20 protein-coding genes are annotated in these 14,725 nt (G+C 45.7%); 10 read left to right on the top strand and 10 right to left on the bottom strand.

The window, feature by feature from the left end; genetic code table 11:
- Positions 1-70 precede the first annotated feature (70 nt).
- The 8 genes from AAV35_RS01510 to AAV35_RS01475 all read left to right on the top strand — a co-directional run bounded on the left by AAV35_RS01510 (position 71) and on the right by AAV35_RS01475 (position 4,654).
- Positions 71-454, top strand: a complete 384-nt coding sequence (locus tag AAV35_RS01510; protein ID WP_008589218.1) for a DUF302 domain-containing protein — start codon at positions 71-73, stop codon at positions 452-454.
- A 208-nt stretch (positions 455-662) separates the two neighbouring features.
- The gene (locus tag AAV35_RS01505) at positions 663-920 is read left to right on the top strand and encodes a metal-sensitive transcriptional regulator (RefSeq protein ID WP_008589216.1); all 258 of its coding nucleotides are present in this window, start codon (positions 663-665) and stop codon (positions 918-920) included.
- Between the two features lie 48 nt (positions 921-968).
- Positions 969-1,454, top strand: a complete 486-nt coding sequence (locus AAV35_RS01500) for a DsrE/DsrF/DrsH-like family protein (protein ID WP_008589213.1) — start codon at positions 969-971, stop codon at positions 1,452-1,454.
- A gap of 19 nt (positions 1,455-1,473) precedes the next feature.
- Positions 1,474-1,761 (top strand): rhodanese-like domain-containing protein, encoded by a 288-nt coding sequence (locus AAV35_RS01495; RefSeq protein WP_008589211.1) that lies wholly within the window; start codon positions 1,474-1,476, stop codon positions 1,759-1,761.
- A gap of 18 nt (positions 1,762-1,779) precedes the next feature.
- Complete coding sequence (locus AAV35_RS01490) at positions 1,780-2,334, top strand: sulfurtransferase TusA family protein (protein WP_008589209.1); 555 nt, start codon at positions 1,780-1,782, stop codon at positions 2,332-2,334.
- A 53-nt stretch (positions 2,335-2,387) separates the two neighbouring features.
- Positions 2,388-3,500, top strand: a complete 1,113-nt coding sequence (locus AAV35_RS01485; RefSeq protein WP_420329554.1) for an MBL fold metallo-hydrolase — start codon at positions 2,388-2,390, stop codon at positions 3,498-3,500.
- 62 nt (positions 3,501-3,562) lie between these two features.
- Positions 3,563-3,793: a sulfurtransferase TusA family protein gene (locus tag AAV35_RS01480; RefSeq protein ID WP_008589205.1), complete on the top strand. Its 231-nt coding sequence runs from the start codon at positions 3,563-3,565 to the stop codon at positions 3,791-3,793.
- Positions 3,794-3,871: 78 nt separating this feature from the next.
- On the top strand, positions 3,872-4,654 hold the full coding sequence (locus tag AAV35_RS01475) for a sulfite exporter TauE/SafE family protein (RefSeq protein WP_008589203.1): 783 nt from the start codon (positions 3,872-3,874) through the stop codon (positions 4,652-4,654).
- A 50-nt stretch (positions 4,655-4,704) separates the two neighbouring features.
- Here AAV35_RS01475 and AAV35_RS01470 read toward each other — a convergent pair whose 3' ends face one another.
- The gene (locus tag AAV35_RS01470) at positions 4,705-6,612 is read right to left on the bottom strand and encodes an LTA synthase family protein (RefSeq protein ID WP_008589201.1); all 1,908 of its coding nucleotides are present in this window, start codon (positions 6,610-6,612) and stop codon (positions 4,705-4,707) included.
- Positions 6,613-6,794: 182 nt separating this feature from the next.
- Here AAV35_RS01470 and AAV35_RS01465 point away from each other — a divergent pair, with 182 nt between their 5' ends.
- Positions 6,795-7,253 carry a DinB family protein gene (locus AAV35_RS01465; protein ID WP_237757024.1) on the top strand — a complete coding sequence of 153 codons (459 nt, stop codon included), beginning with the start codon at positions 6,795-6,797 and terminating at the stop codon, positions 7,251-7,253.
- Positions 7,254-7,518: 265 nt separating this feature from the next.
- On the opposite strand, the gene AAV35_RS01460 is transcribed toward AAV35_RS01465, so the two are convergent.
- The 7 genes from AAV35_RS01460 to AAV35_RS01430 all read right to left on the bottom strand — a co-directional run bounded on the left by AAV35_RS01460 (position 7,519) and on the right by AAV35_RS01430 (position 12,880).
- Positions 7,519-9,177 carry a b(o/a)3-type cytochrome-c oxidase subunit 1 gene (locus AAV35_RS01460; RefSeq protein ID WP_008589197.1) on the bottom strand — a complete coding sequence of 553 codons (1,659 nt, stop codon included), beginning with the start codon at positions 9,175-9,177 and terminating at the stop codon, positions 7,519-7,521.
- Complete coding sequence (locus tag AAV35_RS01455; protein WP_008589195.1) at positions 9,174-9,647, bottom strand: cytochrome c oxidase subunit II; 474 nt, start codon at positions 9,645-9,647, stop codon at positions 9,174-9,176. Before AAV35_RS01455 ends, AAV35_RS01460 begins: the two co-directional genes overlap by 4 nt.
- Positions 9,648-9,659: 12 nt before the next feature.
- The gene (locus AAV35_RS01450) at positions 9,660-9,770 is read right to left on the bottom strand and encodes a hypothetical protein (protein WP_008589193.1); all 111 of its coding nucleotides are present in this window, start codon (positions 9,768-9,770) and stop codon (positions 9,660-9,662) included.
- 185 nt (positions 9,771-9,955) lie between these two features.
- Positions 9,956-11,269, bottom strand: a complete 1,314-nt coding sequence (locus AAV35_RS01445; RefSeq protein WP_008589190.1) for a PAS domain-containing sensor histidine kinase — start codon at positions 11,267-11,269, stop codon at positions 9,956-9,958.
- Positions 11,266-11,670, bottom strand: coding sequence for a GAF domain-containing protein (locus AAV35_RS01440; protein WP_008589188.1), 405 nt, complete (start codon positions 11,668-11,670; stop codon positions 11,266-11,268). The genes AAV35_RS01445 and AAV35_RS01440 overlap by 4 nt, the downstream gene beginning before the upstream one ends.
- Before the next feature lie 12 nt (positions 11,671-11,682).
- Positions 11,683-12,339 carry a response regulator gene (locus AAV35_RS01435; protein ID WP_008589186.1) on the bottom strand — a complete coding sequence of 219 codons (657 nt, stop codon included), beginning with the start codon at positions 12,337-12,339 and terminating at the stop codon, positions 11,683-11,685.
- A complete protein-coding gene (locus tag AAV35_RS01430) occupies positions 12,314-12,880 on the bottom strand; it encodes a hypothetical protein (protein WP_008589185.1) in 567 nt (188 codons plus the stop codon). Before AAV35_RS01430 ends, AAV35_RS01435 begins: the two co-directional genes overlap by 26 nt.
- A 132-nt stretch (positions 12,881-13,012) precedes the next feature.
- Between AAV35_RS01430 and AAV35_RS01425 the strand changes: the two genes are divergently transcribed.
- The gene (locus AAV35_RS01425) at positions 13,013-13,369 is read left to right on the top strand and encodes a DUF488 domain-containing protein (RefSeq protein ID WP_008589183.1); all 357 of its coding nucleotides are present in this window, start codon (positions 13,013-13,015) and stop codon (positions 13,367-13,369) included.
- A 29-nt stretch (positions 13,370-13,398) separates the two neighbouring features.
- On the opposite strand, the gene AAV35_RS01420 is transcribed toward AAV35_RS01425, so the two are convergent.
- Positions 13,399-13,965 carry a cysteine hydrolase family protein gene (locus AAV35_RS01420; RefSeq protein WP_008589180.1) on the bottom strand — a complete coding sequence of 189 codons (567 nt, stop codon included), beginning with the start codon at positions 13,963-13,965 and terminating at the stop codon, positions 13,399-13,401.
- Positions 13,966-13,970: 5 nt separating this feature from the next.
- A complete protein-coding gene (gene nadE / locus AAV35_RS01415; RefSeq protein WP_008589178.1) occupies positions 13,971-14,723 on the bottom strand; it encodes an NAD(+) synthase in 753 nt (250 codons plus the stop codon).
- Between the last annotated feature and the right edge of the window lie 2 nt (positions 14,724-14,725).

Below are 14,725 nucleotides of genomic sequence, written 5' to 3'. Positions count from 1 at the left end.
TCACGTGTTTATTTATATACCTGCGAGGGTACACTTATTTGAGAAATACTACAAAAAGGAGTGAAACGACATGTTCCACTATACAGTAGAAACGGATAAAAACCTCGAAGAAGCAGTAGAAAGTCTTCAGGCAAGCCTTCAGGAAGCGCAGTTCGGCGTACTATGGAACTTCGATGTGAAAGAGACGCTTCAGGGAAAAGGTCTCGACTTCGATACGGATTACCGGATACTTGAAGTATGTAACCCGAAAGAAGCCAAACACATCCTCGAAAAAGATCTCCTCGCAGGCTACTTTCTCCCATGTAAAATGGTCGTATACAACGATCAGGGGCAGATTAAAATCGGTATGCCGAAACCTACGTCCCTTATGGAAATGATCGGTGATAAAGAAATTAAAGATGTAGCGGCCGATATTGAAGAACGTCTGAAAGTCTGCATCGATAACGCAGCTTAAAACCTCCCTTCTGAAGGGGGTTTTTCTTTTTCTCCGGAGATCTCAAATAAAATAAGCATATCTTGTTGACAAAATACCTATAGGGGTATAAGATGCACTTAGTTGATTAAAAGAAATCACCTTACATTCAACAGCAAATTTTTTTCGTTGACAATATACCCCCGTAGGTATATAATAAGCATCAGTCTCGCTAAGGGAGGGAAGACAGATGGAATACAGCAACAAAGAAATAAACAGAATAAAACGTCTGGAAGGTCAGCTTCGGGGTGTACTGAAGATGATGGAAGAAGGAAAAGATTGCAAGGACGTTATCACCCAGCTCTCAGCCTCCCGCAGTGCTATCGACCGTTCCATCGGCGTACTCGTAAGTTCCAATCTTGTAGCGTGCGTCAGAGAGGAAGAAAACGAGGAAGATCAGGAAGTTGCAATCAACGAAGCAGTGCAGCTTCTGGTGAAAAGCAGATAATTTTTTTCAATAAAATAATACCCCTGTAGGTATAAGGAGGAAATAATCATGTCATCCGAAAACAAAAAAACCAACATTATTCTATTCAGTGGAGATTACGATAAGGCAATGGCTGCCTACATCATCGCAAACGGTGCTGCAGCCTACGATCACGATGTAACCATTTTCCACACGTTCTGGGGACTGAACGCCCTCCGTAAGGACGACAAGATGCTTATTGAGAACAAATCAAGACTTGAAAAAATGTTCGGTCGTATGATGCCGCGCGGCGCCAAACGAATGGGCATCTCCAAAATGAACTTCGGCGGTTTCGGTCAGAAAATGATCAAGGACGTTATGAAGAAGCACAATGCCATGCCCGTCGAAGACTTGATAGAAATGGCTCAGGAACAGGATATCAATTTGATTGCCTGCACCATGACGATGGATCTTTTAGGTCTCAGAAAAGAAGAACTTCTCGACGATATCGAGTACGGCGGCGTTGCTGCTTATATCGGTGAAGGTGAAGACGGAGCTATCAACCTGTTTATCTAAACAATTAGGAGGTATTGTTATGAAAACAATCCAGGCACATGAAGTAGAAACGCAGTATAGCGATTTAAATGTTATAGATGTCCGGGAAGCGGACGAAGTAGCCGAAGGAAAAATACCCGGAGCTATTCACATCCCTCTCGGGGTATTGGAATACCGGATGAATGAACTGAATAAAAAAGAAGCTTACGTTACCGTATGCCTTTCCGGAGGGAGAAGTTCCCAGGCCGCGCGTTTCCTTGAAAACCAGGGGTACGACGTCACCAATATGGAAGGCGGCATGATGAATTACGACGGTAAGACTGAATAAAAACAGGAGGTCATCATTATGAGTATTACAACTGATATGCAATTAGACGCAAAAGGGCTTGCGTGCCCTATGCCGATCGTCAAAACGAAAAAAACGATGAAAGATCTCGAGGCAGGTCAGGTGCTTGAAGTACAGGCTACAGATCAGGGATCTACAACCGACCTTAAAGCCTGGGCAAATAAATCGGGACACCAGTACCTCGGCACCAACGAAACGGACGGTGTACTTTACCACTACGTCCGCAAAGCGGATGAGGAGAAACCGGAAAAAACCCATCCGAATACAGTAGGAAACGAAGAACTTGAAAATCGTAACGACGATGCAGTGGTTGTGGATGTGAGAGAATCAGCAGAATATGCTTTCGGCCACATCCCGGGAGCTGTCTCCATTCCTCTCGGGGAGCTTGACGAGCGTATGAACGAGATCGATTCCTCTAAAGAAATATATGTCGTGTGCCGTACAGGTAACCGCAGTGATATGGCGGCGCAGAAGCTCACGGAAAACGGCTATGACAAAGTATACAACGTAGTTCCGGGTATGAGTGAATGGTCAAAAGAGACGGAAAAATCCTGAAGATATAATACAGAAATAAACCACAGGGGGTTATGTAATTGTCACTACAACCAATGAAACCATCTGAACTGGCAAGGAAAGCAGTAAATAAAGAAGAATTGTTTATTCTGGACGTAAGGAACGAAGATGCGTTCGAAGACTGGAAAGTAGAAGGGGGAAACTTCGAATATATGAACGTTCCCTACTTCGACCTGATCGACGGGGTTGAGGAAATCATGGACGATCTCCCAAAAGATAAGAACATCCTTGTCGTGTGTGCCAAAGAGGGGTCTTCGGTTATGGTAGGAGAAATGCTTGCTGATGAAGGTCTGGAAGTGTCCTATCTTGAAGGCGGTATGAAAGCATGGAGTGAACACCTGGCACCCGTGAAAATAAGCGACCTGGCGAATGGCGGTGAACTGTATCAGTTCGTTCGTCTCGGTAAAGGATGCCTTTCCTATATGGTTCTTTCAGGAGAAGAAGCTGCGGTGATCGATGCCAACCGCATGACTGATATTTATACGGATTTCGCCAAAGAAAAAGGAGTTACCATCAACCATACGATGGACACCCACCTGCACGCTGATCACATTTCCGGAGGTCGTGCTCTTGCCGAAGAGTCAGGCGGTACGTACTGGCTGCCTCCGAAAGACGCAGAAGGAGTAACGTTCGATTATAAACCTCTGGAAGACGGGAATACCATCAGGGTAGGAGAAACAGACATTGATATCCAGGCGCTATATTCCCCGGGGCACACCATAGGCTCCACTTCTTTCGTCATCGACGGGCAGTATTTACTGACAGGGGATATCCTGTTCATTGCCTCTATCGGACGTCCGGATCTTGCCGGGAAAGCGGAAGACTGGGTACAGGATCTCCGTACCACCCTTTACGAAAGATACAGGGAACTCTCTGACAACCTCATCGTTCTTCCGGCCCACTACACGGCTACAGATGAATTGAACGACGATGGTTCTGTTCAGGAAAAACTCTCGGTTCTTTACAAAGAGAACCACGGGTTGAACATTGAAGATGAAGCCGAGTTCAGAAAGACTGTCACGGAAAATCTGCCACCGCAACCGAATGCCTATCAGGAAATCCGCGAAACGAATATGGGACAGGTTGCACCGGACAGTGAAAGAAAACGCGAAATGGAAATCGGTCCAAACCGCTGCGCCGTCCGTTAAAAGCGGACAGCAGCAGAAGCAAGAACAAACTTTCATTATATTATTCAAGGAGGATGTTTAACATGAACGTAACAAAAACACTCGATGCAACAGGACTGGCCTGCCCAATGCCGATCGTAAAAACGAAAAAAGCCATCAAGGATATCGAAACTGGAGAAGTACTTGAGGTACATGCTACGGACCAGGGAGCCAAAAGCGACCTGAGTGCATGGACTAAATCCTCTGGCCACGAGCTTCTGGAAACGGACGAAAGCTCCGAAGTCCTCAAGTTCTGGATTAAAAAAGGGGAGTAACTCTCCTCTGCATCACCTGATTGGGAGGGGGCCTTTATTCAAAGGTCCCCTTCTCCATTTGTAAAGGAGGAAACTTATATGGAAATCGGTTTGATCATTACAATATTCCTGATCGGGTTCGCGGGCTCTTATATTTCCGGCATGCTCGGAATCGGCGGATCGATCATCAAATACCCTATGCTTTTATACATCCCTACCCTTGTAGGATTTACCGCTTTTACCGCTCACGAAGTCTCGGGTATCAGTGCCGTCCAGGTCTTCTTTGCCACTATCGGCGGTGTATGGGCCTACCGGAAAGGGAATTACCTGCACAAAGAGCTGATCCTCTACATGGGAGTTTCCGTACTGATTGGAAGTCTGATCGGAGGTTTCGGCTCCCGCCTTCTTCCGGAAGAAGGCATCAATTTCGTATACGGTATCCTTGCTCTCATTGCAGCCGTAATGATGTTCATTCCGAAAAAAGGTCTGGACGACCAGGATTTCAGTACAGTTACATTTAACAAACCGCTCGCCTCCGTACTCGCTCTTGTCGTCGGAATCGGTGCAGGTATTGTCGGAGCCGCAGGAGCTTTCCTGCTTGTGCCTATCATGCTTACCGTCATGAAGATACCGACAAAAATGACGATCGCTTCGTCGCTCGCGATCACTCTCATATCTTCCATCGGTTCCACTATCGGAAAAATTTCGACGGGTCAGGTGGACTATCTCGCTGCCGGTATTATGATTGTTGCCAGTCTTATTGCTGCTCCACTCGGAGCCAAAGCAGGCAAGAAGATGAACACCACTATCCTCCAGGGAATGCTTGCTGTTCTCATACTTGGCACGGCTATCAAAATATGGCTGGATATTTTCGGAATCTGACAGCTATACGAAAAACCCCCTGCAGCTGGCTGCTGCAGGGGGTTTAACGTTTATTCCGAAGACTGGCCGTTTTCTTCCACCAGTCGACTTTCGTCGAGATAGCGGAGCAGATCTCCGTAAATGACGGAGTCCGACATACTGAGCTCTTCCCGCGCTTTTTCGAAACCTTCTTCGCAGGCCTGGCCGGCCGTTACTTTCTCACCGGTCTCCCGATCGTAACACGTGCCTTCGATTCCTACGTATTCCTCATTCGCGAAGTTGCCATCACGGTCTGCCACGAATTCTTTACGATTCTCATTCAACAGATCCGTACCGAACTGGATCGGATTGTCTTCTTCCTCTTCCATTCCAAGGAGATTCATAATCGTCGGTCTCATATCAATCTGACCTCCTACTGTTTCCTTGTTCATGGCCGGAATGTCCTTCCCGTAGATCAGGAACGGAACGCGCTGAAGCTGGAATTGCTCGAATGGCCCTATATCTTTATCAAGATACTGACCCATTGCCTTCTGGTGGTTTTCGGAAATACCGAAGTGGTCTCCGTAAATCATCAGTACCGTATTGTCGTAAAGATCCGACTGCTTAAATTCTTCCACGAACTGTTTAAGTGCCTCATCCTGATAACGCATCGTCTGGAAGTAGTTGTTCAATGTTTTGCTGGAGGTGTCTCCCGCTTCAATATACTTAAGTTCTTCAGGAAGCGTAAACGGATAGTGGTTCGTAAGAGTAATCATTTTCGTATAGAATGGTTTGTCCATATCTTTCATCTTATCGAGCGAATCCTGGAAGAAATATTCGTCCAGATAGCCCCATCCATGGGATTTCTCTTCCGTTACATTGTAGTCTTCCTTCGAATAATATTTGTCGTATCCAAGAGAGTCATACATCACATTACGGTTCCAGAACGTTTTATCGTTAGCGTGCATCGTCGACGTCGCGTATCCATTTTCACTCAAAATTTCCGGAGTCGCTTCATATTCGTTACCGGAATGAGTGAAGAACACCGCTCCCCTGTTCAACGGATAAAGAGAGTTATCGAGTAAAAACTCGGAGTCCGACGTACGTCCCTGTTTCACCTGATGGTAGAAGTTATTGAAGTAAATCCCCTCTTCTTTCATCTGGTTGAAGTAAGGAGTTATTTCCTGGCCGTTGACAGTATTATCAATAGCAAACGTCTGCGTACTCTCAAGAGAAATTAAAATGACGTTTTTCCCTTCGGCCACCCCTTCAAGCTTATCACTGTCTTCCACGTTCTGTTCGTTCAGATAGTTGATCACAGGAACCAGTTCGTTGCTGTCCGCGAAAGTCCGCTTCATCTCCGTACGCCCCTGCAGCGTTATATCATAAGCATGATAGTTCAGCAGGCCGATGTACTGCACAAGCATGTTCCTGTCAAAAGTACGTTCCAGAAGATCCGTACGCTCTGTTTCTGCCCACGCTAAATTAATCATAAATACAGGAATAGCTACTACTGCAAAAGCGAACCCTTCCCAGCGTTTCGGCATAAAAGAGACGAAACGATCTTTTCTTAGATAGAAAAGAAGGAACGCGGCGATTAATACATCTACAAAGAGGAAAATATCCCCGAAAGAAAGAATTTCCTGAATGCTTCCTCCCATGCCGGCAAGGTTGGCTACCTGCTCAATCATCGGTAGAGTGATAAAATCGTTGTATTCTCTGTAAAACAGTACGTTAATGTACAAAAGCGCAGAACCGAGGATGTACGAAACCAGCATCCCTTTTCTTCCTGCAATAAGCAATCCGATCCCAAAGATAAGAAGAATACTGCTCAGCGGGTTAAAGGCGAGAATAAAAGCTTCATTCGTATTCTCCACCGGAAGATTGAACACGAACCGCTGGATCACATACATCTTCAGCCAGAACAGTGCAATCACTGCAGCATACGTGCCGAATTTCGTTTTGTTATTAATAAAAGCATTTTTAATTTTAGTAATCATTGTAAAACCTCCGTTAAGTTTCGCACAACATTATTTTACATCATTTCCTCCCTAAAGTGTATCGAAACATGCTATTTTAAGGAAATCGTCACAATTGAAGGCGCTTTAATATTGAATAAAAGGTTTACACGATAAGAGAAACAGGAAGAATCTCAATGAAAATGACTATAGGAGGAATTACAGTGAGTAACAGAAAAGAAGATTTTCTTGCTACGTTTCGTGCCCATCGTAAGGTGACGAACGATCTGATAGCTTTGATAGACGAGAAGAAACTGGATTTCGCGCCTACGGATACATCCATGCCGGTGGGTAAACTCGCAAACCACATTTTGGAGGCGACTTACACGTTCGCCCGTCTCGCTAACAATCAGTCTCCTGCCAAGCTTTTCGACGACGATGATAATACGGAACTTAAATCGAAAGCTTCCACTTACACACAGGAAACAGAAAAACTGATTGCTTCCATGAGCGAGGAAGATTTTGACAAGACTATTGATGTCAGCGATATGCTGGGAGAGAAACTTCCGGCCGAAAAGGTACTGGAAACCGGCATGCACCATGAAATTCATCACAAAGGGCAGTTATTCGTCTATGTAAGAGCAATGGGACACGATGATCTCCCATATTACATTTCCTTATAAGCCATAAATGAAGGAACGTGAATAAAACAGGTAATAGATAACATTAAGAGACACAGCAGATCGAACTCTAACCTTCCGATCTGCTGTGTCTCTTCAATTTTATTGCGGTTCCCTTACTGATTTATTTACGACGACTTACAGAAACTGCGCAAAATGTGTCGTCTTACTCTTCCGCCAATTCCACTACTATGCCAAGTACTATCGTCAGCATGATAACCATCGATAACGTAAAAGCAAATGCAAAAGACATATTTTTTCTCCTTTCCTACCAGGTCCTGAAGCCGTCGGAATCAGGGGGTGCATGCTGAATCATATCTGCAACGGGAATAGTATAAGCTACAGCAATCAGAACAAGAGCTACACCTATCCACACTGTCCAGTTCTCAAGGATCCCCGGTGTCTCCCTCGCATCACTTTCTGCTATAGGAAATGTCTCCTGCGTGGCACTTTCAGCCATGGGAGCGAACCAGGCCAGCTGAACAACTATAAAAATGAGCAGGGAGGCTGAAAGAAAGAGGATGGACCCCCCTACCGCCATCGTCACGTGATTGGAAATGATTCCTTCAAACCAGGCAAGTGCATCCTCATGCTGATACCCCGTATAAGCTGTACGACGGGGAGCACCAAACAACCCGAGCACATGCTGAGCCGTACTCATCAAAACCATGCCGATCGACCAGGTAATGATCTGAATCAGCGCAAGACGCTGAAGAGCCTTTGTAAACACGCGTTTCGTCAGAAAAGGAATGAGCCAGAACGTTATTCCGAAAAATGTCATGGCTACAGGGGTACCGACCGTAATGTGGAAATGGCCGACCACCCAGAGAGTATTGTGAATCACTTCATTCATCTGAAAACTTGCGTTAATAATTCCTCCGGCTCCTCCGGGGATAAAAAACAGCATTGCAATAAAAATGGATGTGAATCTTACATCTTTCCACGGGAGTTTACGGAACCATCCGAATAACCCCTTCCCTCCGAGTTCACGCCCTCTCGTTTCAAATACTGCAAACATGGAGAAGGCCGTCATAAGAGAAGGCACTATTACCATGAACGTGAGTACCGTCTGCAGAAACTTCCAAAAGCTGGCGATTCCCGGTTCCGTCAACTGGTGGTGAAATCCTACCGGTATAGAAAACAGTATGAATAAGATAAACGATAGTCTGGCCAGAGAATCACTGAAGACTTTTCCACCAATGATTTTCGGCACAATGACATACCATCCGATGTAAGCCGGAAGAAGCCAGAAATAAACGAGCGGATGGCCAAAATACCAGAATAATGAGCGGCTCAACTCTACGTTAATACCTTCTTTCCAGCCGAACGCCCATGGGATAAACTGGAACAGGACAGTAGCGACTACTCCGAGACAGGCAATGATCCACAGGATAATGGTAGCGACTGTCATATAAGCAAAAAGCGGACTTTTTTCTCCCTTATTCGCTTTGCGCCACACTAAGTAGTGACCCGCTAAAGCAAAGCTTTGCACCCAGGTACCGACGACGAACAGCGCCAGTCCTACATAGAAAAAGCCATTAGCCATCATCGGGGCATAAAAAGTATAAAGAACAGAGGCCTCTCCGCTTACAATCATTACTGTAGCCATCACTGTACCCGTTGTGGTAATAATCAGACCGACCCAGTTCCAAAACACAACTTTCGGCCCGAAAGCCCCTAAGGTTCTGCTCATGCCGGACTGGAAAAAACCAAAGATAAAAAATGTAGTAAATATGAGAGCCAGAAGCACACCATGAGCCGTTAAAATCTGATAGTAATCCAGCCAGACAGGTAACTGCAGGGCGTCGTTCCGTATGAATACCTGCAGCAAACCACACAGGGTACCAATAATAAAAGCTGTATAGGCTATACCTAAATTCGTAAGGGCTAATTTTCTTTCCGGATTCGGAATGGATACTGCTGTCACTGGTCCACCACCTCAATTTCCATGCTCATAAAATGATGGCCTGAGCCACAATACTCGTTACACACAATCAAATATTTGCCCGGGTCACGAAACACGTGAGTCTTCTCATTCACCTGACCGGGTACTACCATCATATTTACATTGGTATCTACAATGGAAAAACTGTGAGTTACGTCTTTACTCGTCACTTTGAACGTCACTTTTTCTCCGGCAGGCACCTGAATTTCTCCAGGAGTGTACCCGAAAGCCTCAGCGACTACTGCTACCTCATAACTTCCGTCTTCCTTTTCATGCACACCGGGCTTATCAAAAGGAGGAGTAGATTCCAGGTTATCCGGATCCACTTTTTGAAGACCACCTGCCGGAGTGTGACCCTGATGAAACGCACTGACCCCCACAACCGAAAGGAAAATGATGAGTGCTGCAAAACCGAATGTAAGCCAAATTTTTTCATACTTATGTAAATGCATAAACACCCTCCTTTATAAACGACCGATATACAGGGTATATACCCCTATCCACATAGCAACGATAATGAATCCGACCACGAACACGCTAACCAGCGTTCCTTTCAGAGACGGTTCTTTTTTCATGCCTGTCTTCCCCCTTTCTTTTCAATTATAAAAAGAAAGGGTTCGAATAGCTATCGGGGAATCCCCTCATCTTTATGAAGGTAATCCCCTATAAATTAAAAAAACCCGGAGGGGTAGTGAATAGTTGTTTCAGCAAAGTTCACCCCCTGCATCCAGGTATAAAAAGCGTTCTGATTCTGAAGTTTTTACATATTTTTAGGGAACGTAGCTTTAACAGTCGTGCCCTCTCCCGGTCTGGAGTAAACAGTGAGTTCACCACCTGCCGATCGGGCCCTTTCCTGCATGCTGAAGGTCCCTACCCCTCTTTCTGTCCGGCGTTTATCGAAGCCTTCCCCCTCGTCGCGGACGACCAGGGAAATATAGTCCAGGTTTTCCTCAATTTCAACCTTCACTTCTTCTACTCCTGCATACTTACGTGCATTCGTCATAGACTCCTGCACAATACGGTAAATCGCGGTTTCCGTCTCCGGGTCCAGACGCGTTGTCAGTGTAGTTCTGAAATTCGCTTCCATTCCGTATGCTTCCCGGTGCCTGTTCACAAACGATCGTATCGCCGGGATCAGACCGAGCTCGTCGAGCGTTGAAGGCCTAAGTTCCCAGGAGATATCACGCACCTTTTGAATGATACTGCTCACTTCTTCTTCCATGCTGTCAACGAGAGGGGTTGTACCTTCCTGTTGTAACCGCTGAAGGCCGATGAGAAGACTGTACAGATTCTGGCCGATCCCGTCATGTAATTCCCGGGACAGGCGTCGCTTCTCTTCTTCCTGTACAGAAAGAATCCTCGTCGCCATTTCTTTCAGTTCCTGTTCGAACTGTTTTCTTGCCGTTATTTCATTCCTGATAGCCAAATACTGATACGGCTTTCCATCCTCTTTCAGAAAAGGTACAATAGTTGTTTCCACCCAGTAGAAGCCCCCGTCCTTCGTCCTGTTGCAAATTTCGCCGCGCCATACGTTACCGGTACCGATCGTCTTCCAGAGTTGTTTAAAAAACTCTTTCGAATGGGTACCTGAGTTTAAGACACGGTGATCTTTCCCAATCAGTTCTCCCGGTTCATATTTAGACACTTCACAAAACTTCCGGTTAACGTATTTAATGCGCCCGCGCTGGTCCGTCACTGCCACAATAGAAGATTCGTCAAGAGCGTATTTAATGTCAAGAAGCTCTTTTAGCGGCTGATAAAAATCCGGGGCAATGCGGCTCCGCTCCCGTATGTTGCTAAGCGTTACGATGTACATATCGTCTTTTTCGTATACGACCACCAGCACGGGAATCGTTTGCCCGTCGGCAAGCAGGAGATGTTTATCAAGCAGTACGTTCTTTTCACACTTTTCAAGCTCTTCCTGCGAAAAATCAAGAAACACATCTTCTATATCCGTAACCGAAGAACGAGCCATCTGCCAGGCCTGTTCGTTAGCAAATAACACTTCTCCTGTTTTATCAAATAAAAAAAGACCTTCCTGGATAGATGCGAACGATGTTATCGGACTTTTCATAACGGTTCTCCCCCTTTCAACTTCTCTGTTAACAGGTTTCGCCAAAGAGCCCACTGCTTCTCTCCGGGCAGGTCAACCGGTGTTCGATACCCGACCATCATTACGCTCGGAAGACTGGCGCCTGAAGCGAGAGGAACGAGGAAAAATGATTTCAGGGACTCCGAATATACGAGAGGGTCCTCGTGAGCTTCTGCATCTGAATAGTAGTACATAGGCGTGCCGGACTGCATCACTTTGCCGACGATACCCAGACCGTAAAGGATACGAACGTGCAGATGTTTATTAGTATTCATGCCGATTGTGTGACTCCATTGGATAGAGGCCTCTTTCTTCTTCCATTCTGCTATCGCCACAACGTCGGCCTGAAGGTTCTTTTTAATTTCCCGGAGTAGTACTTCCACACTCATCGCTCCTTATATCGAATAGCCAAACAGCCCTTTTTTCCACGCATACTCTACCAGCTCCGGTCTCGTCTTCAACTGGAGTTTTTCCATCACGTTCGCTTTGTGCGCTTCCACCGTTTTCACACTGATGATCAGTTTTTCCCCGGTTTCTTTATTGGAATAACCTTTAGCCACCAGAGCAAGAACTTCTTTTTCCCGATCCGAAAGTAAAGAAAAACGATCTCCTTCTTTCCCTTTTTCCACCTTCGTCATATACTCTTCCATCAGCCGTTTCGTTGCGGAAGGGTAGAGATAGGCATCCCCTTTTGAAACCTGATGTATCGCTTTGATCAGCTCATCGTGAGGAGCATTTTTCAATATGCATCCGGAAGCACCCAGCTGAATCGCCCTGAACAAATACTCCTCATCGTCGTGCATAGTCAGAACAAGGACGTTCGTTTCAGGAAATTTATTTTTAATCTCGGACGTTGCGGAAAGTCCATCCTTCCCATGAGGCATCGACAAATCCATAAGTACAAGGTCCGGACGTTGTTCCTCTGTCATGGCGTAGGCTTCGTTACCTTCCGAGGCTTCACCTGCCACTTCCAGATTCTCCTGTGCCTCCAGCAGCATACGCAGCCCTGAACGCACTACAGCATGATCATCCACAATTAGTATTGAAATCATGAGGCCCCTCCTCTCTTTTCACTACCCAGGCGACAGTGCTCTCCTTTTCCTGAACGGAAACCTCGACGCCCGCAAAGACAGCGAATTTTTTTAAAAAATCTTCTTTCATGCTTCTATACAATTCTTTTTCATATAATAATAGCAAACTATTACCCTCAACAAAAACTCTTATTTCTTCCGTGCCGCCTTCGCTGACGACGATCTGTATCAGTTTCTGAAGAAAACGGAATATTATAGGATTGTCTTCATTCCATACATGACAAGCAGTTTCCTCGAATAATATACGGATACCATGCCGTTTCCCAAGTTGGTTTGCGTAAGTCCTCCACGCGCGGTACACCCCCAGCTTCCTGAGAGATACAGGGGAATAATACGAAGACCGCTCACGCATATCTTCAATGATATAGGATATAAGCAAAGCATCTTCTTCGTCCATTTTCCACTTGAGGCCAGTCAGCAATTGACTGTAACGCTCATGTAAATCAAAGGATGCTTCTTCGAGAAGCTGTTCGTAAAAATTATGAATGGATACATCAGGCATCTGCTTCCCCTCCTTCTTCTATTCTATATTTACGTGTAAGTTTCGGGAATCGGGGAAAACCCCTAAATATAGAATACAGAAACCCCTGTAACAGGTGGAAATCATTCAATTATTGAAGAAAGGGGATTGTCCATGTCTGTTGTACTGCAAAGAATTTATGAAGAAGATTCGAAACTCGGCGGCTACCGTGTACTCATTGACGGAATATGGCCGCGTGGAATCTCCAAGGAAGATGCCGGCCTGGATGAGTGGGCAAAAACATTAGCTCCCTCCTCTTCCCTGCGGAAATGGTTCAATCACGATAAGGAAAAATTTGAAGAGTTCCGCTCTTCTTATAAACAGGAACTTCAAAACGGGAATCATCAGGAAGAACTCCAACGACTGAAAGAAAAAAGTGACGGGGGAAGGGTTGTGCTTTTATATGGCACGAAGGAAAAAGAATATAATCACGCTGTCGTGATGAAAGAAATCCTTGAAAGTAAAAAATGAAGGCTGCCGGAGAACCGGAAGCCTTCATTTTATTTATCTTTTCCATCAAGAAACTCTCTTATTGTGAAATCTTTTGTAGACGTAATATTCGCCTGCAGAGAACGCTTTATAATTCTTAACGCATTATCGTTATCTTCTTTATATTCAGAAGCAGAAACATTTTCCGGCACCCATAAATGGTAGCCGCGCATATAGGCGTCGTTTGCGGTGAACAGCGTACAGATGTCGCCCGCGATACCGCTGATGATGAGCTGCTCGATTCCGAGCTGCCGAAGCAGAATATCAAGCTGTGTCCCATAGAATCCGGAATGTTTCGGTTTCAGTATGAAGTACTCGTCCCTTGCCGGCTCCAGTTCTTCTATAACAGGGCGTCCGATCCCTTTTTTTACGTCTTTGATCAGGTCCTCCACGTGATCCTGCCACAGGCCGAAGTTGTCATTGACATAGATGACCGGGACATCGTTGTCCTTAGCTTCCTGTTTCAGTGCCTTCACATCCGGCACGATCTCTTTCGTATTTTGAAGAAGATTCTCTCCCCCGTCGAAATCCATGCTGTTGATGAAATCGATCAATAATAAAGCTGTTTTATTGCTCATTTCGTTTACTCTCCTTTTGGAGCCTCAGGCGGGACAGCAGGCATGTGACGCTTATGTTTACTTTTCTCGTGAAGCCCCTCGATAATTTGTTCGTCTTTCTCATCAATCGTTTCTCCGCGCAGATAAGCATCTATCGTTTCGTACGTAACTCCGAGTTCATCCTCATCCGTCTGACCTTCCCAGAGCTCAGCACTCGGCGGTCTTTCAATGACGGACTCAGGTACTTCAAGGTATCTTGCCATTTCCCTTACCTGCTGCTTGGTGAGATGAGAGAGAGGTTCAATATCCGCCGCACCGTCCCCGAATTTCGTAAAGTATCCGGTATACGTCTCGGGGGCGTTTCCGGTACCGATCACTAAATAGTTGTAGTTGGCAGCTACAGCGTACAATGTGCTCATTCTTAAACGGGCTTTAAGATTGGCACCGCCCAGCTGTTCATTGTCTTCCACCCACTCCCCGTGACTCTCGATGTTTCCTTTAATATCTTTGAAAAGTTTTTCGTACGACTCGGTCAGGTTTATACCGAGGTAAAAAAGATTCGCTTTCTTAACGGTTTCCACCGCTTCCTTCTGATCTTCCACTTCCTGTCCGACCGGCATAATCACTCCGAGGGAGTTGTCAGGAAAAGCCCGCTTAATGAGGTTCACGACTACAGCCGAATCAAGACCGCCGCTCACTCCCACTGCAGCACCTTTAGCGTTGGCGTCTTTGATTTTACTCTGCAGCCACTCTGTTAAATAATCCACGTATTCCTTCATTA

Origin of the sequence: Salimicrobium jeotgali (assembly GCF_001685435.2) — a bacterium.
GTDB lineage: Bacteria > Bacillota > Bacilli > Bacillales > Halobacillaceae > Salimicrobium > Salimicrobium album.
This window is presented reverse-complemented; position numbering and strand designations above follow the sequence as displayed.

Coding starts and splice junctions, on each gene's coding strand:
- AAV35_RS01500 (WP_008589213.1), top strand. CDS start 969: ATGTCATCCGAAAACAAAAAAACCAACATTATTCTATTCAGTGGAGAT.
- nadE (WP_008589178.1), bottom strand. CDS start 14,723: ATGAAGGAATACGTGGATTATTTAACAGAGTGGCTGCAGAGTAAAATC.
- AAV35_RS01480 (WP_008589205.1), top strand. CDS start 3,563: ATGAACGTAACAAAAACACTCGATGCAACAGGACTGGCCTGCCCAATG.
- AAV35_RS01430 (WP_008589185.1), bottom strand. CDS start 12,880: ATGCCTGATGTATCCATTCATAATTTTTACGAACAGCTTCTCGAAGAA.
- AAV35_RS01470 (WP_008589201.1), bottom strand. CDS start 6,612: ATGATTACTAAAATTAAAAATGCTTTTATTAATAACAAAACGAAATTC.
- AAV35_RS01495 (WP_008589211.1), top strand. CDS start 1,474: ATGAAAACAATCCAGGCACATGAAGTAGAAACGCAGTATAGCGATTTA.
- AAV35_RS01510 (WP_008589218.1), top strand. CDS start 71: ATGTTCCACTATACAGTAGAAACGGATAAAAACCTCGAAGAAGCAGTA.
- AAV35_RS01490 (WP_008589209.1), top strand. CDS start 1,780: ATGAGTATTACAACTGATATGCAATTAGACGCAAAAGGGCTTGCGTGC.
- AAV35_RS01505 (WP_008589216.1), top strand. CDS start 663: ATGGAATACAGCAACAAAGAAATAAACAGAATAAAACGTCTGGAAGGT.
- AAV35_RS01435 (WP_008589186.1), bottom strand. CDS start 12,339: ATGATTTCAATACTAATTGTGGATGATCATGCTGTAGTGCGTTCAGGG.
- AAV35_RS01475 (WP_008589203.1), top strand. CDS start 3,872: ATGGAAATCGGTTTGATCATTACAATATTCCTGATCGGGTTCGCGGGC.
- AAV35_RS01420 (WP_008589180.1), bottom strand. CDS start 13,965: ATGAGCAATAAAACAGCTTTATTATTGATCGATTTCATCAACAGCATG.
- AAV35_RS01450 (WP_008589193.1), bottom strand. CDS start 9,770: ATGAAAAAAGAACCGTCTCTGAAAGGAACGCTGGTTAGCGTGTTCGTG.
- AAV35_RS01445 (WP_008589190.1), bottom strand. CDS start 11,269: ATGAAAAGTCCGATAACATCGTTCGCATCTATCCAGGAAGGTCTTTTT.
- AAV35_RS01455 (WP_008589195.1), bottom strand. CDS start 9,647: ATGCATTTACATAAGTATGAAAAAATTTGGCTTACATTCGGTTTTGCA.
- AAV35_RS01425 (WP_008589183.1), top strand. CDS start 13,013: ATGTCTGTTGTACTGCAAAGAATTTATGAAGAAGATTCGAAACTCGGC.
- AAV35_RS01485 (WP_420329554.1), top strand. CDS start 2,388: ATGAAACCATCTGAACTGGCAAGGAAAGCAGTAAATAAAGAAGAATTG.